Source organism: Pseudomonas hormoni, assembly GCF_018502625.1.
GTDB lineage: Bacteria > Pseudomonadota > Gammaproteobacteria > Pseudomonadales > Pseudomonadaceae > Aquipseudomonas > Aquipseudomonas hormoni.
The window spans coordinates 1,029,805-1,050,857 of the sequence record NZ_CP075566.1; the positions used below are offsets into that span (position 1 = coordinate 1,029,805).

The 21,053-nt window shown below is 60.6% G+C and carries 24 protein-coding genes; 22 read left to right on the top strand and 2 right to left on the bottom strand.

The window, feature by feature from the left end; all coding sequences use genetic code 11:
* Positions 1-145 precede the first annotated feature (145 nt).
* From KJF94_RS04750 to KJF94_RS04795, 10 genes are all read left to right on the top strand, one after another.
* The gene (locus KJF94_RS04750; RefSeq protein WP_064378627.1) at positions 146-517 is read left to right on the top strand and encodes a chemotaxis response regulator CheY; all 372 of its coding nucleotides are present in this window, start codon (positions 146-148) and stop codon (positions 515-517) included.
* A gap of 22 nt (positions 518-539) precedes the next feature.
* Positions 540-1,328, top strand: a complete 789-nt coding sequence (locus KJF94_RS04755) for a protein phosphatase CheZ (protein ID WP_214381546.1) — start codon at positions 540-542, stop codon at positions 1,326-1,328.
* A 46-nt stretch (positions 1,329-1,374) separates the two neighbouring features.
* Complete coding sequence (locus KJF94_RS04760) at positions 1,375-3,621, top strand: chemotaxis protein CheA (protein ID WP_214381548.1); 2,247 nt, start codon at positions 1,375-1,377, stop codon at positions 3,619-3,621.
* Between the two features lie 50 nt (positions 3,622-3,671).
* The gene (locus KJF94_RS04765; protein ID WP_214381550.1) at positions 3,672-4,802 is read left to right on the top strand and encodes a protein-glutamate methylesterase/protein-glutamine glutaminase; all 1,131 of its coding nucleotides are present in this window, start codon (positions 3,672-3,674) and stop codon (positions 4,800-4,802) included.
* On the top strand, positions 4,802-5,542 hold the full coding sequence (locus KJF94_RS04770; protein WP_017337198.1) for a flagellar motor protein: 741 nt from the start codon (positions 4,802-4,804) through the stop codon (positions 5,540-5,542). The genes KJF94_RS04765 and KJF94_RS04770 overlap by 1 nt, the downstream gene beginning before the upstream one ends.
* Positions 5,543-5,557: 15 nt before the next feature.
* Positions 5,558-6,448 carry a flagellar motor protein MotD gene (gene motD / locus KJF94_RS04775; protein ID WP_214381552.1) on the top strand — a complete coding sequence of 297 codons (891 nt, stop codon included), beginning with the start codon at positions 5,558-5,560 and terminating at the stop codon, positions 6,446-6,448.
* A 39-nt stretch (positions 6,449-6,487) separates the two neighbouring features.
* Positions 6,488-7,276: a ParA family protein gene (locus tag KJF94_RS04780; RefSeq protein WP_214381554.1), complete on the top strand. Its 789-nt coding sequence runs from the start codon at positions 6,488-6,490 to the stop codon at positions 7,274-7,276.
* Between the two features lies 1 nt (position 7,277).
* On the top strand, positions 7,278-8,156 hold the full coding sequence (locus tag KJF94_RS04785; protein WP_214381556.1) for a CheW domain-containing protein: 879 nt from the start codon (positions 7,278-7,280) through the stop codon (positions 8,154-8,156).
* A 73-nt stretch (positions 8,157-8,229) separates the two neighbouring features.
* Positions 8,230-8,715, top strand: a complete 486-nt coding sequence (locus KJF94_RS04790; RefSeq protein WP_008024622.1) for a chemotaxis protein CheW — start codon at positions 8,230-8,232, stop codon at positions 8,713-8,715.
* Entirely contained in the window at positions 8,716-9,108 is a 393-nt protein-coding gene (locus KJF94_RS04795) for a DUF2802 domain-containing protein (protein WP_017337202.1), read from the top strand.
* 129 nt (positions 9,109-9,237) lie between these two features.
* Here the strand turns inward: KJF94_RS04795 and KJF94_RS04800 are convergent, their stop codons facing one another.
* The gene (locus KJF94_RS04800) at positions 9,238-9,567 is read right to left on the bottom strand and encodes an EscU/YscU/HrcU family type III secretion system export apparatus switch protein (RefSeq protein ID WP_214381558.1); all 330 of its coding nucleotides are present in this window, start codon (positions 9,565-9,567) and stop codon (positions 9,238-9,240) included.
* On the bottom strand, positions 9,564-11,138 hold the full coding sequence (gene fliK, locus KJF94_RS04805) for a flagellar hook-length control protein FliK (protein WP_214381560.1): 1,575 nt from the start codon (positions 11,136-11,138) through the stop codon (positions 9,564-9,566). Before fliK ends, KJF94_RS04800 begins: the two co-directional genes overlap by 4 nt.
* A 197-nt stretch (positions 11,139-11,335) precedes the next feature.
* Between fliK and ccmA the strand changes: the two genes are divergently transcribed.
* From ccmA to phnD, 12 genes are all read left to right on the top strand, one after another.
* Positions 11,336-11,971 carry a cytochrome c biogenesis heme-transporting ATPase CcmA gene (gene ccmA / locus KJF94_RS04810; protein WP_214381562.1) on the top strand — a complete coding sequence of 212 codons (636 nt, stop codon included), beginning with the start codon at positions 11,336-11,338 and terminating at the stop codon, positions 11,969-11,971.
* Positions 11,968-12,636, top strand: a complete 669-nt coding sequence (gene ccmB, locus KJF94_RS04815; RefSeq protein ID WP_084320586.1) for a heme exporter protein CcmB — start codon at positions 11,968-11,970, stop codon at positions 12,634-12,636. The genes ccmA and ccmB overlap by 4 nt, the downstream gene beginning before the upstream one ends.
* 95 nt (positions 12,637-12,731) lie before the next feature.
* Positions 12,732-13,487 (top strand): heme ABC transporter permease, encoded by a 756-nt coding sequence (locus tag KJF94_RS04820; RefSeq protein WP_157714069.1) that lies wholly within the window; start codon positions 12,732-12,734, stop codon positions 13,485-13,487.
* Positions 13,484-13,660 carry a heme exporter protein CcmD gene (gene ccmD / locus KJF94_RS04825; protein ID WP_017337208.1) on the top strand — a complete coding sequence of 59 codons (177 nt, stop codon included), beginning with the start codon at positions 13,484-13,486 and terminating at the stop codon, positions 13,658-13,660. Before KJF94_RS04820 ends, ccmD begins: the two co-directional genes overlap by 4 nt.
* Entirely contained in the window at positions 13,657-14,112 is a 456-nt protein-coding gene (gene ccmE / locus KJF94_RS04830; protein WP_054596313.1) for a cytochrome c maturation protein CcmE, read from the top strand. Before ccmD ends, ccmE begins: the two co-directional genes overlap by 4 nt.
* A 3-nt stretch (positions 14,113-14,115) precedes the next feature.
* Positions 14,116-16,119: a heme lyase CcmF/NrfE family subunit gene (locus KJF94_RS04835; protein ID WP_214381565.1), complete on the top strand. Its 2,004-nt coding sequence runs from the start codon at positions 14,116-14,118 to the stop codon at positions 16,117-16,119.
* Positions 16,116-16,652 carry a DsbE family thiol:disulfide interchange protein gene (locus KJF94_RS04840; RefSeq protein WP_084320589.1) on the top strand — a complete coding sequence of 179 codons (537 nt, stop codon included), beginning with the start codon at positions 16,116-16,118 and terminating at the stop codon, positions 16,650-16,652. The genes KJF94_RS04835 and KJF94_RS04840 overlap by 4 nt, the downstream gene beginning before the upstream one ends.
* Entirely contained in the window at positions 16,649-17,122 is a 474-nt protein-coding gene (locus KJF94_RS04845; RefSeq protein WP_214381567.1) for a cytochrome c-type biogenesis protein, read from the top strand. Before KJF94_RS04840 ends, KJF94_RS04845 begins: the two co-directional genes overlap by 4 nt.
* Positions 17,115-18,314 carry a c-type cytochrome biogenesis protein CcmI gene (ccmI, locus tag KJF94_RS04850; protein ID WP_214381569.1) on the top strand — a complete coding sequence of 400 codons (1,200 nt, stop codon included), beginning with the start codon at positions 17,115-17,117 and terminating at the stop codon, positions 18,312-18,314. Before KJF94_RS04845 ends, ccmI begins: the two co-directional genes overlap by 8 nt.
* A 15-nt stretch (positions 18,315-18,329) precedes the next feature.
* Entirely contained in the window at positions 18,330-18,734 is a 405-nt protein-coding gene (locus KJF94_RS04855; protein ID WP_214381571.1) for a hypothetical protein, read from the top strand.
* A 372-nt stretch (positions 18,735-19,106) separates the two neighbouring features.
* Complete coding sequence (gene phnC / locus KJF94_RS04860) at positions 19,107-19,940, top strand: phosphonate ABC transporter ATP-binding protein (RefSeq protein ID WP_214381572.1); 834 nt, start codon at positions 19,107-19,109, stop codon at positions 19,938-19,940.
* A gap of 43 nt (positions 19,941-19,983) precedes the next feature.
* Entirely contained in the window at positions 19,984-21,000 is a 1,017-nt protein-coding gene (gene phnD, locus KJF94_RS04865) for a phosphonate ABC transporter substrate-binding protein (protein WP_214381573.1), read from the top strand.
* The last annotated feature ends 53 nt before the right edge of the window (positions 21,001-21,053 follow it).

Genomic DNA, 21,053 nt, shown 5'->3' on the forward strand with positions numbered 1-21,053 from the left:
ACGTGGCTGGTGTGGTGTTGAACTGCGCCGGTCTCGATCTGTTGTGCTCCAGACAGTCATTGAGTGCTTTGCCGGATTGATTGAAATGGCGCGTCCAGGTGCTGGGCGCGTTTAAGACTGCTTGGAGGTCGAATTGGACAAGAACATGAAAATCCTCATCGTTGATGACTTCTCAACGATGCGGCGGATCATAAAAAACCTGTTGCGTGACCTTGGGTTCACCAACACGGTCGAGGCTGACGATGGCGTTACTGCCATTCCGGTTCTCAACAGCGGAAGCATCGACTTTCTGGTAACGGACTGGAACATGCCTGGCATGACCGGTATCGATCTGCTGCGTCACGTGCGCGCCGATGAAAAGCTCAAGCACCTGCCGGTGCTGATGGTAACCGCTGAAGCCAAGCGCGAGCAGATCATCGAAGCGGCCCAGGCCGGTGTTAACGGCTATGTGGTCAAACCCTTCACGGCCCAGGCGTTGAAAGAAAAAATCGAGAAGATTTTCGAACGCATCGGTTGAGAAACTGCGCCACGGGGGAGCTATGGACCACAACGAATCTTCACAGGGCGATTTTGAGTCGACCCTGAAAAAACACGCGGTCGAACTGGTCGAAAGCCTTGAAAAAGGCAAGTTCGGCGACGCTGTGCAATTGATCCATGAGCTCAATCAGACCCGTGACCGCGGCCTGTATCAGGAAGTGGGCAAGCTCACTCGCGAGCTGCATAGCGCGATCGTCAATTTCCAGATTGACCCGCACATGCCGCAAGCCGAGGAAGTGTCCCAGATCACAGATGCCACCGAGCGTCTGGGCTACGTTGTCAAGCTGACAGAGGCCGCAGCCAACCGCACCATGGACCTGGTCGAAAACTCTACGCCGTTGGTCAATAGCCTGAGCGATGAAGCCCAGGCGCTGAGCACGGACTGGGGACGGTTCATGCGTCGCGAAGTCGGGGCTGAAGAGTTTCGCGAGCTGGCACGGCGTGTCGACGGTTTCCTGACACGCAGCAGCGCGGACAACCGCGCGGTGTCGAGCAACCTCAACGACATTCTGCTCGCTCAGGATTATCAGGACCTCACAGGTCAAGTGATCAAGCGTGTGACCCAATTGGTCACCGAAGTTGAAAGCAACCTGCTCAAGCTCGTGCTTATGGCCAGTCAGGTGGACCGCTTTGCGGGCATCGAACATGACCGTGAAGCGATGCTTGCTGAAAAAGATCCGCAAAAACATCTCTCTCAGGGTGAAGGTCCGCAGATTCATGCCGATAAAAGAGAAGACGTTGTGTCCGGTCAGGACGATGTGGACGATTTGCTATCCAGCCTAGGGTTTTAGAATTTTAGGTATTTTAGGTTTTTAGACCTGTAGGAGCACACCCTTAATGAGCTTCGGCGCCGATGAAGAGATCCTTCAGGATTTCCTGGTTGAGGCCGGCGAGATTCTAGAGCAACTGTCCGAACAGCTGGTCGAGCTTGAAAGCCGACCGGATGATGCGGACTTGCTCAATGCAATTTTTCGCGGTTTTCACACTGTAAAAGGGGGCGCCGGCTTCCTCCAGCTCAACGAGCTGGTGGAGTGCTGTCACATCGCCGAGAACGTGTTCGACATCCTGCGCAAGGGTGAACGTCGCGTCGACTCGGAATTGATGGACGTGGTTCTCGAAGCGCTGGACGCGGTGAACAGCATGTTCAGCGAAGTCCGCGAACGCAGCCCGATCACGGCTGCCACGCCTGAATTGCTTGCGGCCCTGGCCCGTCTGGCCGAGCCGCAAACCGCCGATGAAGCCGCACCTGTGGCTGAAGTGGTGGAAGCACCGGCTGCCGAAGCCGAATCAGGCGACATCACCGATAACGAATTCGAACAACTGCTGGACTCGCTGAACGCCGTCAAGGCTCAGGCCGAGGCGCCTGTGGTTGCTCCGCTGCCTGCCGGCGATGCCGCGGCCAGCGACGAAATCACCGATGCAGAATTCGAGTCGTTGCTCGATCAATTGCACGGCAAAGGTCAGTTCGCCGTCGACGCGGTGGCAGCACCTGCTGCACCCGCCGCACCGGCTGCCCCGAAAGCGGCAGGCGACAGTTCCGACATTACCGACGACGAATTCGAAGCACTGCTCGATCAGCTGCACGGCAAGGGCAACTTTGCGGTGGACGCGCTGGAATCGGCCATTGCTTCGGCCCCGGTCGCCGCTGCACCTGCCGCTAAAGCGGCCGGCAGCGATCTGATCTCGGATCACGAGTTCGAATCGCTGCTCGACGAATTGCACGGTAAAGGCAAGTTCACTGAAGTCGGCACCGGTTCCGCCGCTTCTTCGGTAGCGGCACCTGTCGCCAAAGCCCCGGCACCAGTGGCCAAAGCGCCCGAGCCAAAAGCCGAAGCGCCGAAGCCTGCTGCCGCCGCTGCACCGGCGCCAGCCCGTGCACCGGCTGCACCACCGGCGGAAAAACCGGCCAGCGAAGCCGAGACCACCGTGCGGGTCGATACCGCGCGTCTCGACGAAATCATGAACATGGTTGGCGAGCTGGTACTGGTGCGTAACCGCCTGGTTCGCCTGGGGGCCAACAGCGCCGATGAGGCCATGTCCAAGGCCGTGTCGAACCTCGACGTGGTCACGGCTGACTTGCAAACCGCGGTCATGAAGACCCGGATGCAACCGATCAAGAAAGTCTTCGGGCGCTTCCCGCGTCTGGTTCGAGATCTGGCTCGCCAGCTCAAGAAAGAGATCAACCTGGAGCTGGTCGGCGAAGAAACCGACCTCGACAAAAACCTTGTCGAGGCACTGGCCGACCCGCTGGTCCACTTGGTGCGCAACTCGGTCGACCACGGTATTGAAGAGCCGGCTGATCGTGAAGCGATGGGCAAACCGCGTAGCGGCAAAGTGATCCTGTCCGCTGAACAGGAAGGCGACCACATCCTGCTGTCCATCTCCGATGACGGCAAGGGCATGGATGCCGACGTGTTGCGTGGCATCGCGGTCAAGAAAGGTTTGATGGACAAGGATGCGGCGGACCGACTCAGCGAGTCTGACTGCTTCAACCTGATCTTCGCGCCGGGTTTCTCGACCAAAACCGAGATCTCCGACGTGTCGGGTCGTGGCGTGGGCATGGACGTGGTGAAAACCAAGATCGCCCAGCTCAACGGCACCATCAACATCTACTCGACCAAGGGCAAAGGCTCGAAGATCGTCATCAAGGTGCCGTTGACCCTGGCGATCATGCCGACGCTGATGGTCATGCTCGGCAACCAGGCGTTCGCGTTCCCGCTGGTGAACGTCAACGAGATCTTCCACCTCGACCTGTCGCGCACCAACGTGGTGGACGGCCAGGAAGTGGTGATCGTGCGGGACAAGGCGCTGCCACTGTTCTACCTCAAACGCTGGCTGGTCAGCTCCGCCGCTCACGAAGAGCAGCGCGAAGGCCATGTGGTGATCCTTTCGGTAGGCACCCAGCGGATCGGCTTCGTTGTCGATCAACTGGTCGGCCAGGAAGAAGTGGTCATCAAGCCATTGGGCAAAATGCTCCAGGGAACCCCGGGCATGTCCGGCGCCACCATCACCGGTGACGGCCGTATTGCGCTGATTCTCGATGTTCCGAGCATGCTCAAGCGTTACGCCGCACGGCGTATTTGATTCTGGGGGAGCGGGGCGACTGAGCCTCGCCCCCGCCTAACGGAGTGTTTATGGTAGTCAAGGTCCTGGTGGTGGACGATTCGGGGTTTTTCCGCCGCCGCGTCTCGGAAATTCTTTCAGCGGATTCGAATATCCAGGTCGTCGGTACGGCGACCAACGGAAAAGAGGCGATCGATCAGGCGCTGGCCCTCAAGCCGGACGTGATCACCATGGACTACGAGATGCCGATGATGGATGGCATCACGGCAGTGCGGCACATCATGCAGCGCTGCCCGACACCGGTGTTGATGTTCTCCTCGCTGACGCACGAAGGCGCCCGGGTCACCCTGGATGCGCTGGACGCCGGCGCGGTGGATTTCCTGCCGAAGAATTTCGAAGACATCTCGCGCAATCCCGAGAAGGTCAAGCAACTGCTGTGCGAGAAGATTCTCAGCATTTCGCGCAGTAACCGTCGGGTCAGCGCCTACAGCGCGCCGGCACCGGCGCCGGTCTCGACGCCAGCCCCGACCCCTGCACCTCCCAGTGTCAGCAGTTATGGCAGCAGCGCGCCTGCACGTCCGGCACCGATCCCGGCCCGTGCACCTGCGCACGCTCCGTCGTCGCCGGCACCGAAACGCAAAGCCTACAAACTGGTTGCCATTGGCACTTCCACCGGCGGCCCGGTTGCCCTGCAGCGCGTATTGACGCAATTGCCGGCCAATTTCCCGGCCCCGATCGTGTTGATCCAGCACATGCCGGCGGCGTTCACCAAGGCGTTCGCCGAACGTCTCGACAAGCTCTGCCGCATCAGCGTCAAGGAAGCCGAGGATGGCGACATCCTGCGTCCGGGCCTGGCGTTGCTGGCGCCGGGTGGCAAGCAAATGATGATCGATGGCCGTGGCGCGGTGAAAATCCTGCCGGGCGACGAGCGTCTGAACTACAAGCCGTGCGTGGACATCACCTTCGGTTCGGCGGCCAAGTCCTACGGTGACAAAGTTCTGGCGGTCGTACTGACCGGCATGGGCGCCGACGGCCGTGAAGGTGCGCGTCTGCTCAAGCAGGGCGGTAGCTCGATCTGGGCTCAGGATGAAGCCAGCTGCGTGATCTACGGCATGCCGATGGCCATCGTCAAAGCCGAACTCGCCGATGCGGTGTACGGCCTCGACGATATTGGCAAGCACCTGGTCGAGGCGTGTATCTGATGGATGTACTGAGCCTTATCGGGATCATCATGGCGTTTGTCGCCATCATTGGCGGCAACTACCTTGAAGGCGGTCACCTCGGCGCGCTGGCCAACGGTCCGGCGGCGTTGATCGTGCTCGGCGGGACCGTCGGTGCGGCGCTGCTGCAATCACCGATGAGCGCCTTCAAACGCGCCATGCAGATTCTCGGCTGGATCCTGTTCCCGCCTCGCGTGGACCTGGCCGGCGGTGTCGACCGCGTGGTGAACTGGAGCCTGACCGCCCGCAAGGAAGGTCTGCTCGGTCTGGAAGGCGTGGCCGACGCCGAACCCGACGCTTACTCGCGCAAAGGTCTGCAACTGCTGGTGGACGGCGCCGAGCCGGAAGCGATTCGCAGCATTCTGGAAGTGGATTTCTACACCCAGGAAAGCCGCGACATCGAAGCCGCCAAAGTCTTCGAAAGCATGGGCGGCTATGCGCCGACCATCGGCATCATCGGTGCGGTGATGGGCCTGATCCACGTCATGGGCAACCTGGCCGATCCGTCGCAATTGGGCAGCGGTATTGCCGTGGCCTTCGTCGCCACCATCTACGGCGTGGCCAGTGCCAACCTGGTGCTGCTGCCGATTGCGGCCAAACTCAAATCCGTTGCATTGCGCCAATCGCGTTATCGCGAAATGCTGCTGGAGGGCATTCTGTCGATTGCCGAAGGTGAAAACCCTCGCTCTATTGAGTTGAAGCTTCAGGGCTTCATGGATTGATGGGGGTAATGGATCATGGCTCGTCGTCGGCAACCTGAAGAACATGTAAACCATGAACGCTGGCTCGTTTCCTATGCCGACTTCATTACGTTGCTGTTCGCCTTTTTCGTGGTGATGTACTCGATCTCTTCGATCAACGAAGGCAAGTACAAGATCATTTCGGAAGCGTTGATCGGCGTGTTCACCGATTCGGATCGCGCGCTCAAGCCAATCCCCATCGGTGAAGAGCGTCCGAAAACCGTGACCCCGGCCAAGCCGTTGGTCAAGGACAGCGAGCAGGTCGACGCCGGGATTGCCGGGGCCAGTGATCCGCTGAAAAGCATCGCCGATGACATCAGCGCAGCGTTCGGCGACTTGATCAGCTCCAATCAGATGACCGTTCGCGGTAATGAGCTGTGGGTCGAGATCGAACTCAATTCCAGCCTGTTGTTCGGCAGCGGCGATGCCATGCCCAGCGACATGGCGTTCAACATCATCGATAAAGTCGCAGCGATCCTGAAGCCGTTCGACAACCCGATTCACGTCGAAGGGTTCACCGATGATCAACCGATCCGCACCGCGCAGTACCCGACCAACTGGGAATTGTCCTCGGCGCGTTCGGCGAGCATCGTGCGCATGCTGGCGATGCAGGGTGTGAATCCGGGTCGACTGGCGTCGGTGGGTTATGGCGAATTCCAGCCGGTGGCCAACAACGCCACGGCAGAGGGCAGGGCGCGCAACCGTCGCGTGGTGCTGGTCGTGTCACGAAATCTCGATGTACGTCGCAGCCTCACCGGCACCGGAACCGCCCATGCGCAACCGGATGCCGCGTTGAAGCGTGCTGGCACACAAACTGCACCTGCACCGGTCAAGTCGCCGGGACGAGAGAGCGCCGTCAATTCTCCGTCACCCGCATTAATACGTTGAGCTATTTCCCGGTCGACCCGACCGGGTGGAACAATCCGAATGAGAGTCTGGGCCGTTGCCAATCAAAAGGGTGGTGTTGGTAAAACCACTTCCTCCATCGCTTTAGCCGGGTTACTGGCCGAGGCGGGCAAGCGCGTGGTTGTGGTCGATCTCGACCCCCACGGCTCGATGACCAGCTACTTCGGTTATGACCCCGACAGCCTGGAACACAGCAGCTACGACCTGTTCCTGCACAAGGGCAGCGTGCCGCAAGGCTTGCCCGGTCAGTTGCTGTTGCCCACCAGTCACGCGAGTATTTCGTTGCTGCCGTCGAGCACTGCACTGGCGACGCTTGAGCGTCAGTCGCCGGGCCAGAGTGGCTTGGGCCTGGTGATTGCCAAGAGCCTGGCGCAACTGTGGCAGGACTTCGATTACGCGGTGATCGACAGCCCGCCGTTGCTCGGTGTGTTGATGGTCAATGCCTTGGCGGCCAGTCAGCAATTGGTGATACCGGTGCAGACCGAGCACCTGGCGGTCAAAGGCCTGGAGCGCATGGTCAACACCCTGGCGATGATCAACCGCTCACGCAAACTTCCACTGGCATTCAGCATCGTGCCGACCCTGTTTGATCGGCGCACCCAGGCGTCTCTTGGGACCTTGCGGGTATTACGCGACAAGTACCCTGAAGAAATCTGGCAAGGCTACATCCCGGTTGACACGCGTTTGCGCGACGCCAGCCGTGCCGGCGTGACGCCTTCGCAATTCGACGGCAAGAGCCGCGGCGTGATGGCCTACCGCGCGCTGCTCAAGCACATGTTGACGCAGCAATCCGTTGCGCAGGTGGCGTGAGATGAATCGCCCGGTAAAAATCACTTCCCGTCCACAACTTGCGCTCCAGTCTTATCTGGAAAGCTTGCTGATGGAAGCGACCGAAGAGTTGCCGTCGGAAATCGAAGCGATTCCCGAGGTGGTCGAGGTAGAAGCGGCGCTGGACGAGTTCCAGGCTGCGGTGCTTGAAGAGCAGGCGCGTGATGCGCAGAAACCGGCCGAGAAACCGGCAGCCGTTGCCGCACCGGTCGCAGCACCTGTGGTGAAAGCCCCGGTGGCGCTGATCGAGGCGCCGGCGCCGGTTCTGGCGCCCGTCTCGACCATCGCACCGCTGCTGCAAGCCCTGGTGCCGCCGATCGTCGAAGTTCATCTGCCGCCGAGCAACACGCCGCCACCGGTGGAAACCGACGGTCGTCCTGCCTGGGCCGCCGAGCCGTTCGAATGCCTGTTGTTCGATGTTGCCGGGTTGACCCTGGCGGTGCCGCTGGTGTGCCTGGGCTCGATTTATTCACTGGCCGGGCATGAGCTGACACCGCTGTTCGGTCAGCCGGACTGGTTCCTCGGGATCCTGCCGAGCCAGGCGGGCAACCTGAAAGTTCTCGATACCGCCCGTTGGGTCATGCCCGACCGCTATCGCGATGACTTCCGTCAGGGCCTGCAATACGTTATTTCGGTTCAGGGCTACGAGTGGGGGCTGGCGGTGCATCAGGTCAGCCGCTCGTTGCGCCTGGATCCGAACGAAATCAAGTGGCGCAGTCACCGTGGTCAACGGCCATGGCTGGCGGGCACGGTGATTGAACACATGTGTGCGTTGCTTGACGTTTCCGAACTGGCCGAGCTGATCGCCAGCGGTGGGGCAAAGCACATGGGCGGCAGCAAGCCGGTCCACAAACCGACATAAAAACAGGCGGGGCAAGTGACTTGCCATCGCAACGAACACACACCGCTAGGGCGGTTTTTCGAGGGGTCAGGGTATGAATGATAAGGCGTCGTCTGCAAAGGGTTCCGAAGATCCGATCCTGCAATGGGTAACCTTCAAACTGGACAATGAAACCTACGGCATCAACGTGATGCGCGTTCAGGAAGTCCTGCGCTACACCGAAATCGCCCCGGTCCCGGGTGCCCCGAGCTACGTGCTGGGCATCATCAACCTGCGCGGTAACGTGGTCACCGTGATCGACACCCGTCAGCGCTTCGGCCTGATGAATGCCGAGATCAGCGACAACACCCGGATCGTCATCATCGAAGCCGACAAGCAAGTGGTCGGCATCATGGTCGACAGCGTGGCCGAAGTGGTTTACCTGCGTCAGTCGGAAATCGAAACCGCGCCGAACGTGGGTAACGAAGAGTCCGCCAAGTTCATTCAAGGCGTGTGCAACAAGAACAACGAATTGCTGATCCTGGTCGAGCTGGACAAGATGATGAGCGAAGAAGAATGGTCGGAACTGGAGAGTATCTGATTGATTCTTGAGGTTGCGGTCATTGTCCTGTTCCTTTTCTGGGCAGGCACGCTGGCGATGTTTCTGGCGTACATTCGAGGCCAGCGGCAGATCGCTGCGCAACAGGCCCAGGGCGATGCGCTGCGTGATCAGCGCATCAAGGACCTGGCCAAGCGCGTTGACGACTATCAGAGCGGCAACGTGCGCATGGGTGAAGACCTGCACGAACTGCGCGCCGTCGTCGGGCCGTTGCCGGACAAGCTGGCTCAGCTTGAACAGCGCGACCCGTCGAGCCTGTCGTTCGCCCAGGCAGCACGCCTGGTCGGAATGGGCGCGAGTGTTGATGAGCTGACTCAGTCCTGCGGGTTGACCCAGGCTGAGGCGGAGTTGATGAGCAAGTTGCACAAGAACTGATTGTTGCGACTCGGCTGAAATCGCTATCGCGAGCAAGCTTTGCTCCTACAGATTACTGGCGTTCACAACATTCGCGAACACCTGGATTCCGTAGGAGCAAAGCTTGCTCGCGAAGGCGTCTTCGAAACCTCAGTAATCATCCCCGCGATCAGTGATGTCCTTCTCGATCATTGGCGCACTCGGATCATGTCCTTCAGGGAACTTGCCCTTCAAATTCCACGCAAACGCAATGATCTCGGCAATCGTGCGATACAACTCCTCCGGAATGCTGTCCCCCAGTTCCATCCTTGCCAGCAGCTTCACCAGCTCGGCGTTTTCGTAAATCGGCACTTCATATTCGCGGGCAATCTTCAGGATTTCTTCCGCCAGCTCTTCGTCGCCCTTGGCCGTGAGGGTCGGGGCGTGGGTGCCATCGTATTTGAGGGCGATGGCCTGGCGTGGCGTATCGGAATTTCTCATGCGGTTTCGTCGACCCAGCGTTGTTCGAGACGGGTTTGCGGCCCTTGGGGTGGTGTGCCGTGGTGGCAATCGAGATCGCCGACGTTCAGGCCTGACGCCAGCAAGCGTTCGCGCAGCCCGGCCAGATTGCTCTCGATCAGGCTGGCGGTGTAGGGTCGTTCGGCCCACAGCTGGCTGGACAGGCTGCCCTCGATCAACTGCGCCTGAATTTGCAGGGGGCCCAGCGGCTCCATGTCGAACGCCAGCTCGACGCGCCACAGTTGTTGCTTGGGTTCGCGTTCGTCACGGCGTTCCTTGGGTTGATCTTTTTCGGGGGCTTCCTCGCGCTGGAACTTGACCTGCAGCGGCACGATGTCCTGCATATTGCGCATCGGGATTTCAAGTTGCCAGGTGCTCATCAGCCGACCGTCGTCCGTGACGCCGGTCTGCTCCAGGCTCGACAGTTGATGGCTCTGCAGGCGTGAAACCGCCGCGGCCGCCAAACGCAGCAAGTGCTCCAGATCACCTTCACCGTCCAGGCTTTGCAGGAAACGCTCGGGCAGGGGAAAACTGGTCGGCTGCGGTTTGGCACTGACCTGACCGAGCATGCCGAGGGCACTGCGCACGAAACTCGGCATGGTCTGGGCCAGGGTATTGGCAGCAATGATCGCGTTGAGGTTGGTGTTGGCCGGCAACCCCTGGCTCAGTTGCGCGATCAGCTTGAGCAGGTCGCCTTTCATGTCTGGCGCCAGTGTCGGGTTTTGCCCGGTGAGCAGTTTCGCTTCGAGAAACAGGCCGCTATTGGCCAGTGCCAAGGCCAGGCCTTTAGGCGTACTCAGTTGCTGAACATCCGGCAGGCCGGCGAGCAGCTTGTCCACGGCGGCACGCAGGTCGCTGGAGGTCTGGTTCGAGGCTGGCAGGTTTTGCAGGAGTTTGAGCAGTCCGTCCAGCGAGCCTTGGCGGCTTTGCTGGCTGACGAGTTGCTGGGTGACTGCCAATTGCTCCTGACGGTTGCTCAGCGGGACGAATTTCAGGGTCTGGGTGTCTTGCACCAGCGCGCTCAACAAAGTGCCGATGCGCAGAGGCGTCGGACTGTCGATGCTCAGGGTGCTGCCGCTCAGTGACGTGTTGAGCAGGCTCACCAGCGAGCGAAACACCGTCGGCTGCCCCGGCACTTGCGGCAGCACCTGGGACGTCAGCACTTTGCCTTGCAGCAAGGTGCCCACCGGCAGTTGCGCCGTGTCGAGGCGGGTGAGGGTGGCGACGCTGGAGGCGATAGCCTGTTGCACGGTGATGGCCAGGTTGCTCGCCGATGGCTGAGTGATCGCCAGGTTCGTGCCCTGAGGCAACGGCTGACTGCTGGTGGCCTGAACCGTGGTCTGACGGCCACTCTCGAGGGTGACCTTGAGCAGCAGTTGAAAGGTCTGATCCGCCTGCTTGAGCGACAGTACTTCGGCTTTGGCGGTCTGGCCGGCGGTGATCAGGCCCTCCATCGGCGTCAGCAGCTTGAGCAAATCGCCACTCACCCCCTGCGGCCGCGACGTCGCGGGCGTGGTGGGTGGTAGCGGGAGGATGTTCATTTCGCCTGTCATACGCGGTCACAACCTGAGGAAATTGCCCTCTTTAGAGTAGGGCATGGCATGTATAATGCCGCCCGTCTTTCGGAGAGTGGCGAAAACATTGCAATTGTTTGACGCAGCTCTCTAGAACAGGCCGCCAATGCATCTATGCTGCATCTCTTTAGCGGCTGCTCCGCCGCCGACTTGAACCGCAAAAGGCCCGTGATCTCTTGACCAGTCCTGTCCTGCAAACCGTTGCACTCGCCTGTGAGCGAGACCTTCGGCTGCTCTTCGAAAATCTCGAATTGAGACTGGCCAGTGGCGAAATGTTGCAAATCAGCGGCCCCAACGGCAGTGGCAAAACCAGCCTTTTACGTCTGCTGTCGGGCCTGATGCAGCCGACCGCCGGTCAAGTGCTGCTCAACGGCCAGCCGTTGAACGAACAACGCAGTGAACTGGCGCGCAACCTGCTGTGGATCGGCCATGCCGCAGGCATCAAGGATTTGCTGACACCGGAAGAAAACCTCAGCTGGCTCTGCGCCCTGCATCAACCGGCCTCCCATGAAGCCATTTGGGCTGCGCTTGCCGCTGTCGGACTGCGCGGTTTCGAAGATGTTCCCTGTCACACCCTGTCCGCTGGTCAGCAACGCCGCGTGGCGTTGGCGCGTCTGTACCTGGATAGTCCGCCACTGTGGATCCTCGACGAGCCATTCACCGCACTCGACAAGCAAGGCGTGGCGCAACTCGAAGAACACCTGGCCGCGCACTGTGAGCGCGGCGGCATGGTCGTGCTGACCACTCACCACACGCTGAACCGGATGCCGGTCGGTTATCGCGACATCGATTTGGGGAACTGGGCCGTATGAGTGTTTTCGGCCTGTTGGTCGCCCGTGAGGCTCGCTTGTTGTTCCGCCGTCCGGCGGAACTGGCCAATCCGCTCGTATTCTTCGCGATCGTGGTTTCGCTGTTCCCGTTGGCGGTCGGCCCCGAGTCTCAATTGTTGCAAACCTTGTCTCCGGGACTGGTCTGGGTGGCGGCCCTTTTATCGGTTCTGCTCTCGCTGGACGGGCTTTTCCGCAGTGATTTCGAAGACGGTTCCCTTGAGCAGTGGGTCCTTTCGCCGCACCCCCTGCCTCTTCTGGTTTTGGCCAAGGTGCTGGCACACTGGGCCTTCTCTGGTCTGGCACTGGTTTTGCTCGCTCCATTGCTGGCGTTGATGCTCGGTTTGCCAACCGCCTGTCTGCCGGTGTTGCTGCTTTCCCTGTTGCTCGGTACACCGGTGCTCAGCTTGCTCGGTGCGGTAGGCGCAGCCCTGACGGTGGGGTTGAAGCGTGGTGGCCTGTTGCTGGCGCTGCTGATTCTGCCGTTGTACATCCCGGTGTTGATTCTCGGCAGTGGCGCCTTGCAGGCGGCTTTGCAGGGCATGCCGGCGACCGGTTATCTCCTGTGGCTTGGCAGCTTGACCGCCCTGGCGATAACCCTGACACCTTTTGCAATAGCTGCTGGCCTGAAGATCAGCGTCGGCGAATAATAATGAGGTCTGATCAATTTTTGATCGCTTTCTTTTAAGAAAGGCAGACCCTTCGCTACTCATGATGGCGAGTAGCAACCGTGATGGAAACTGCAATGAACTGGACCTGGTTTCATAAGCTCGGCTCACCCAAATGGTTTTACGGCATCAGCGGCAAATTGCTGCCGTGGCTGAGCATTGCCGCGTTGTTGCTGATCGGCGTCGGTGTCGTTTGGGGCCTGGCCTTCGCGCCGCCTGACTACCAGCAAGGCAACAGTTTTCGCATCATCTATATCCACGTTCCGGCCGCCATGCTGGCGCAGTCCATCTACGTGATGCTGGCGGTGTGCGGGATCGTCGGGCTGGTCTGGAAGATGAAACTGGCCGACGTCGCGCTGCAATGCGCGGCCCCCATCGGTGCCTGGATGACCGCCGTGGCGCTGGTCACCGGCGCGATCTGGGGCAAGCCGACCTGGGGCTCGTGGTGGGTCTGGGATGCGCGACTTACGTCCATGCTTATTCTGCTGTTTCTGTACTTCGGTCTCATTGCGCTGGGCAACGCCATCAGCAATCGTGACAGTGCGGCCAAGGCCTGCGCGGTGCTGGCGATTGTCGGCGTGATCAACATCCCGATCATCAAGTACTCGGTGGAGTGGTGGAACACCCTGCATCAGGGCGCGACCTTCACCCTCACCGAAAAACCGGCAATGCCGGCCGAGATGTGGCTGCCACTGCTGCTGACGGCGCTGGGTTTCTACTGTTTCTTCGGCGCGGTATTGCTGCTGCGCATGCGCCTTGAAGTGCTCAAGCGTGAAGCTCGCGCCAGTTGGGTAAAGGCAGAAGTGCAGAACAGTCTGGAGGCCGCTCGATGAGTTTTGCTTCATTCGGCGACTTTCTCGCCATGGGCCATCACGGCCTGTATGTCTGGTCAGCCTATGGCATCTGCCTGGTGGTGCTGGCCCTCAACGTGGCGGCGCCGGTCCTGGCCCGCAAGCGGTATCTGCAACAAGAGGCGCGTCGTCTGCGCCGGGAGAACGGCAAGTGAATCCGCTGCGCAAAAAGCGTCTTATCATCATTCTCGCGATCCTGGTCGGTGTCGGCGCTGCCGTCGGCCTGGCCCTGAGCGCCCTGCAGCAGAACATCAATCTGTTTTACACACCGACGCAAATCGCCAATGGCGAAGCGCCGCAAGACACGCGCATTCGTGCCGGCGGTATGGTCGAGAAAGGTTCGCTGCAACGTTCTGGCGATTCGCTGGACGTGAAATTCATCGTCACCGACTTCAACAAATCCGTGACCATCACTTACCGCGGCATCCTCCCGGACCTGTTCCGCGAAGGGCAGGGCATCGTCGCCCTGGGCAAGCTCAACGCCGACGGCGTAGTGGTGGCTGACGAAGTGCTGGCCAAGCACGACGAGAAATACATGCCGCCGGAAGTGACCAAGGCCCTGAAAGACAGCGGCCAGTCGGCACCCACTCCTGCGAAAGAGGGTTAATTGATGACATCTGCTCTTTATGGTTCAGGGCTGTTTATCCCTGAATTGGGCCACCTGGCGATGATTCTGGCGCTGTGTTTCGCGCTGGTTCAAGCCGTGGTGCCGTTGCTGGGTGCCTGGCGCGGTGACCGCTTGTGGATGAGCCTGGCTCAGCCGGCCGCCTGGGGCCAGTTTGCCTTTCTGTTGTTCGCCTTCGGTTGCCTGACCTACGCATTCATGGCCGACGACTTTTCCGTCGCCTACGTCGCCAGCAACTCCAACAGCGCGTTGCCGTGGTACTACAAATTCAGCGCCGTGTGGGGCGCGCACGAAGGTTCGTTGCTGCTGTGGGCGTTGATCCTCGGTGGCTGGACCTTTGCGGTGTCGGTGTTCTCCCGGCAGTTGCCGCAAGTGATGCTGGCGCGGGTGCTGGCGGTGATGGGCATGATCAGCACCGGTTTCCTGCTGTTCCTGATCCTCACCTCGAACCCGTTCGCTCGCATCCTGCCGCAAATTCCAGCGGACGGTCGTGACCTCAATCCATTGCTGCAAGACATCGGCCTGATCGTTCACCCGCCGATGCTGTACATGGGTTATGTCGGGTTCTCCGTGGCGTTCGCGTTTGCCATTGCCGCATTGCTCGGCGGCCGTCTTGATGCGGCGTGGGCGCGCTGGTCGCGTCCATGGACCATCGTCGCCTGGGCCTTCCTCGGCATCGGCATCACCCTCGGTTCGTGGTGGGCTTATTACGAACTCGGCTGGGGCGGCTGGTGGTTCTGGGACCCGGTGGAAAACGCCTCGTTCATGCCATGGCTGGTGGGCACCGCGTTGATCCACTCGTTGGCGGTCACGGAAAAACGTGGCGTGTTCAAGAGCTGGACCGTGTTGCTGGCCATCGCCGCCTTCTCGTTGAGCCTGCTGGGTACGTTCCTGGTGCGTTCCGGCGTGTTGACCTCGGTTCACGCCTTCGCCTCCGATCCTGAGCGCGGCGTGTTCATCCTGATCTTCCTGCTGTTCGTGGTCGGTGGTTCGCTGACGTTGTTTGCCCTGCGCGCGCCGGTGGTGAAAAGCCATGTCGGCTTCAACCTCTGGTCCCGGGAAACCCTGTTGCTGGGCAACAACCTGGTGCTGGTGGTGGCGGCGTCGATGATCCTGCTCGGCACCTTGTATCCGCTGATCCTCGATGCGATGACCGGCGCCAAGCTGTCGGTCGGCCCACCGTATTTCAACGCGCTGTTCATTCCGTTGATGGCTTTGCTGATGGTGGTGATGGCGGTCGGTATGCTGGTGCGCTGGAAGGACACCCCGGTCAAATGGCTGATGAGCATGCTGACCCCGGTGCTACTCGGCAGCGCCGCGCTGGCCGTGGTGGCCGGTGTCGCTTATGGCGACTTCAACTGGGCGGTGATCGCGACCTTCATGCTTGCGGCCTGGGTGTTGCTGGCCGGCGTGCGCGACATTGTCGACAAGACGCGCCACAAAGGCTTGATCAAAGGCCTGCCGACCCTGACCCGCAGCTACTGGGGCATGCAGGTTGCGCATTTGGGCATCGCCGTGTGCGCGCTCGGTGTCGTGCTGTCGAGTCAGAACAGTGCCGAACGCGACCTGCGCCTGGCACCAGGAGAATCCATGAATCTGGGCGGTTACCAGTTCGTGTTCGAAGGCGCAAAGCACTTCGAAGGCCCGAATTTCACCTCCGACAAGGGCACCGTGCGGGTGATCCGCGACGGCAAGGAAATCAGCGTGCTACACCCGGAAAAACGTCTGTACACCGTGCAGAACTCGGTGATGACCGAAGCCGGGATCGACGCCGGTTTTACGCGTGATCTCTACGTCGCCCTCGGCGAACCACTGGGCGATGGCGCTTGGGCCGTGCGTGTACACGTCAAGCCGTTCGTGCGCTGGATCTGGTTCGGCGGGCTGCTCACCGGGTTGGGCGGGCTGCTGGCGGCGCTTGATCGCCGATATCGGGTCAAGGTGAAAAGCCGCGTGCGTGAAGCACTGGGCATGACGGGAGCGACGGCATGAGGCGTTGGTTGATGCTGTTGCCGCTGGTGATTTTTCTGGTGGTGGCTGTGTTCCTTTATCGCGGTCTGTACCTGGACCCGGCCGAGCTGCCTTCGGCAATGATCGGCAAGCCGTTTCCGGAGTTTTCCCTGCCCGCGGTACAGGGCGACAAGACCCTGACCAAAGCTGACATTGTGGGTAAACCGGCACTGGTCAACGTCTGGGGCACCTGGTGCATTTCCTGCCGGGTCGAGCACCCGGTGCTGAACAAACTGGCGGAGAAGGGCGTGGTGATCTACGGCATCAACTACAAGGACGTCAACGCGGACGCCTTGAAGTGGCTGGTGGAATTCCACAACCCGTATCAACTGGACATCCGTGACGACGAGGGCACGCTGGGCTTGAACCTCGGTGTGTACGGCGCTCCGGAAACTTTCTTCATCGATGCCAAAGGCATCATCCGCGACAAGTTCGTCGGCGTGATCGACGAACAGGTCTGGCGCGAAAAACTGGCGGCCAAGTATCAGGCGCTGGTCGATGAGGCCAAGCCATGAAGCGCTGGATAGCCGCTGTTGTACTGGGCTTGAGCATGGCCGGCGTGGCACACGCCGCCATCGACACCTACGAGTTCGCCAAAGAAGGTGATCGCGAGCGTTTTCGCGAGCTGACCAAAGAGCTGCGTTGCCCCAAGTGCCAGAATCAGGACATTGCCGATTCCAACGCACCGATCGCCGCCGACCTGCGCAAAGAGATTTTCCGCATGTTGGGCGAGGGCAAGGACAATCAGCAGATCATCGATTTCATGGTCGATCGCTACGGTGATTTCGTCCGCTACAAGCCCGCCCTGAACGCCAAGACTGCCTTGCTCTGGTTCGGCCCGGCCGGCCTGTTGCTGGGCGGTTTTGTGATCATCGCCGTGATCGTCCGCCGTCGTCGCGTGCAGCGCACTGATGCCCCGGACTCGCTTTCTGCCGAGGAGCGCGAGCGCCTCGACCACCTGTTGGATAAAACCAAGAATGATTGATTTCTGGCTCGCTGCAGGTCTGCTGCTTCTGGTTGCCCTGAGTTTTCTGCTGATCCCCGTTCTGCGTGGCCGTCGCGCTCAGCTGGAAGAGGATCGTACGGCCCTGAACGTCGCGCTGTATCAGGAACGCGTGGCTGAGTTGCAAACCGAGCAGGAAGAGGGCGTGCTCAACGCTGCGCAACTGGAAACCGGTCGCGCCGAAGCGGCTCGTGAACTGCTCGCTGACACCGAAGGCGTCGAAGCGCCACGCGTGTCCCGTCTGGGCAAACCGTGGCCACTGCTGGCGGCGATCCTGGTGCCGGTGTTGGGGCTTGGGCTCTACCTGCATTTCGGCGCGAGCGACAAGGTCGAGCTGACCCGCGAATTCTCTCAGGCACCGCAGTCGATGGAAGAGATGACCCGTCGCCTGGAGCGCGCCGTCGCGGCTCAACCGGATTCAGCAGAAGGCCTGTACTTCCTGGGTCGGACCTACATGGCGCAGGATCGTCCTGGCGATGCGGCGAAGATCTTCGAACGCACGGTGAACCTGGCCGGTCGTCAGCCGGAACTGCTGGGCCAGTGGGCGCAGGCTCAGTACTTCGCCGATGGCAAGAAGTGGTCAGACAAGGTTCAGGCACTCACCGACGAAGCGTTGAAAGCCGATCCGAAGGAAGTCACCAGCCTCGGTTTGCTTGGCATTGCCGCGTTTGAGAGTGCGCGTTATCAGGACGCCATCGACTTCTGGAATCGTCTGCTGGCGCAGCTGCCGCCGGACGACAACTCCCGGGCCGCGCTGCAAGGCGGTATTGCCCGCGCCACTGAAAAACTCGAAGCCGGCGGCGGTAAGGTCGCCCAGGCGCCTGCGGTCAAGTCGGCGCTGCTCAAAGTCAGCGTCGATCTGGCGCCAGCGCTCAAAGCCAAGGTTCAGCCGGGCGACAGCGTGTTCATCTTCGCTCGCGCCACCAATGGTCCGCCGGCGCCACTGGCCGCCAAACGCCTGACCGTGGCTGACTTGCCGGCGACTGTCGAACTGGGCGATGCCGACGCAATGATGCCGCAGTTGAAACTGTCGAACTTCCCTGAAGTCCAACTGGTTGCGCGCATCTCCCGTGCGGGTCAACCGACCGCCGGCGAATGGATCGGTCGCAGCCAGCCGCTGGCCAGCAGCACCACCGCGCCGCAAAAACTGACCATCGACAGTCCGGACAAATAACAGGAAAACGCAACCATGACCGCTATCGCTCGTATCACCCTGCTCAGTCTGGTTTTGGGGTTAAGCGCGTGTGCGGTCCAGCGGCCGGAACCGACGCCGCTGCCACCGATTCCGCCTTCACAACCCAGCCCGACACCTTCAACGACACCGACCCCGAGCAAGCCAGGCATTCCAGCCAAGCCTGCCAAACCGCTGCCGCGCACCTCCGCCAGCTTCGCGCCGCCACCGGGGGGCAACAGCCATTGGGATCCCAAGCTTGGTGTTTACGTGCTGGATGACCAGACCAATACCTTCTACCGCCAGCGCACGTATTACCGCTTCAACAACGGCTGGAGCCGGTCGATCAGTCCGAATGGGCCTTGGGAAGAGACGGATATCCATGGCGTGCCGGGTGGGCTGGGACGGCAATTCGGGCAGTAACGCAAAAGGCGACTTTCGGGGTCGCCTTTTTTGTGGGCGCGGGAAAGAGCGGACTACCACTGGACCTTGTGGGAGCGAGCCTGCTCGCGAAGACGGTGTGTCCGGCGACATAGGTTTTGATGGTGTACATATCCATTCCTGCGGTAACGGATATGTCCACGATCAAAAACCCCAGCCAGCCATGACACAGCTTTCACAAGCAGGCTCACTCCCACAGGTTCAGCGGCACCCCCGGCTCAACCTTTCACAAAACCTTCATCAAACGGTTAATCCAGCGACTTGTGCAAGTCATAGGGCTGACACAGCCCGTGCCTAAAGTCGGTTGAACTTCAAAGCGGCCAGGGACGGCTGTTCAACCAGACAGAGAAGCCCATGAACGCAGCTATCCATGTCGATCATCTGAACAAGACCTTTGCGCGCAAAACCGCACTGGTCGACCTCGAACTCACCATCGCGGCCGGTGAGATGGTCGCGCTGATTGGCGCTTCCGGTTCCGGCAAATCCACCTTGTTGCGCCACCTCGCAGGCTTGGCCTGTTGCGATCGCAGCAACGGCGGCAGCGTCAAGGTGCTGGGTCGGGAAGTGCAGTCGTCCGGGCGGCTCAATGGCAAGGTTCGTCGTTTGCGCGCCGACATTGGCTACATCTTCCAGCAGTTCAACCTGGTCAACCGCCTCAGTGTGCTCGATAACGTGCTGCTCGGTTGCCTGGGGCGCATGCCGCGCTGGCGTGGCAATTTGTGCCTGTTCAATGCCGAGGAGAAGCGCTTCGCTCTGGAGTCCCTGGACCGTGTCGGCCTGGCCGATCTTGCGGCGCAACGAGCGTCGACCTTGTCTGGCGGTCAGCAGCAGCGAGTAGCCATTGCCCGAGCGCTGACCCAGCGTGCCGAGGTCATTCTGGCCGATGAACCCATCGCCTCCCTGGACCCGGAATCGGCGCGCAAGGTCATGGAAATCCTTGCCGACATCAACCGCCGCGACGGCAAGACCGTGGTGGTCACCCTGCATCAGGTCGACTACGCCACGCGCTATTGCCCCCGTGCCGTGGCACTCAAGGGCGGGCGGATTCATTTCGATGGCCTCGCCGCCGACCTGAGCAGTCAGTTCCTCAACGATCTGTACGGTGCCGACCTCGACACCAGCCTGATGTTCTCCGACCAGTCCCGCCGCAGCGAACCCGCTCCCCGGCTGGTGCTGGCTCGCGTGTGAATAGCTCCATTTCCCCAACTACGCACCCTCAGGAATCCTTTCCATGTTGAACCGTATCGGTCGCGTTTTTGCTGGCGCCGCTCTGCTCGCCAGTTGTGTGCTGGGCACCGCCCAGGCTGAAGAAAAAGCCATCAACTTCGGCATCATGTCCACCGAGTCTTCGCAAAACCTGAAGAGCATCTGGCAACCGTTTCTGGATGACATGCAGAAGAAGACCGGCCTGAAAATCAACGCCACGTTCGCCTCCGACTATGCCGGTCTGATCCAGGGCATGCGCTTCAACAAGGTTGATGTCGCCTGGCTGGGCAACAAGGCCGCCATCGAAGCCGTGGACCGTTCCAACGGTGAGATCTTCGCCCAGACCGCTGCCGCCAGTGGCGCCGCCGGGTACTGGAGCGTGCTGATCGTGCGCAAGGACAGCCCGATCAACTCCGTCGACGACATGCTGAAAAACGCCAAGAACCTGACCTTCGGCAACGGCGATCCGAACTCCACGTCGGGCTATCTGGTGCCGGGCTACTACGTGTTCGCCAAGAACAACGTCGATGCCGCCACCGCGTTCAAGCGCACCCTCAACTCCAGTCATGAGGTCAACGCCTTGAGCGTGGCCAAGGGGCAACTGGACGTGGCGACGTTCAACACCGAAAGCTGGGATCGCCTGGAAGTCACCCAGCCTGACAAGGCAGCGATGCTCAAAGTGATCTGGAAATCGCCGCTGATTCCCGCCGACCCGCTGGTGTGGAGCAAGGCGCTGAGCGACAGCGAGAAGACCAAGATCCGTGACTTCATCTTCAGCTATGGCGACACCGACTCGGAGAAAGCGGTGCTTGCAGGCATGCAACTGGGCAAGTTCCTGAAGTCCAGCGATGACCAGCTGCTGCCGATCCGTCAGCTTGAACTGTTCAAGCAGCGCACCACGATCAGCGCCGACACCAAGCTCGAGGCGGCGGACAAGGCCAAGCGCCTGGCCGAGATCGATGCCGAGCTGGCCAAGCTGCAAGAACGCCTGAGCTTGCTGGAAAAGACCAGCGACAAAAAGACCGCAGCCAACGCCGGTTGATTCACGGTGCGGTAACTGTGGGAGCGAGCCTGCTCGCGAAGACGGCGACACAT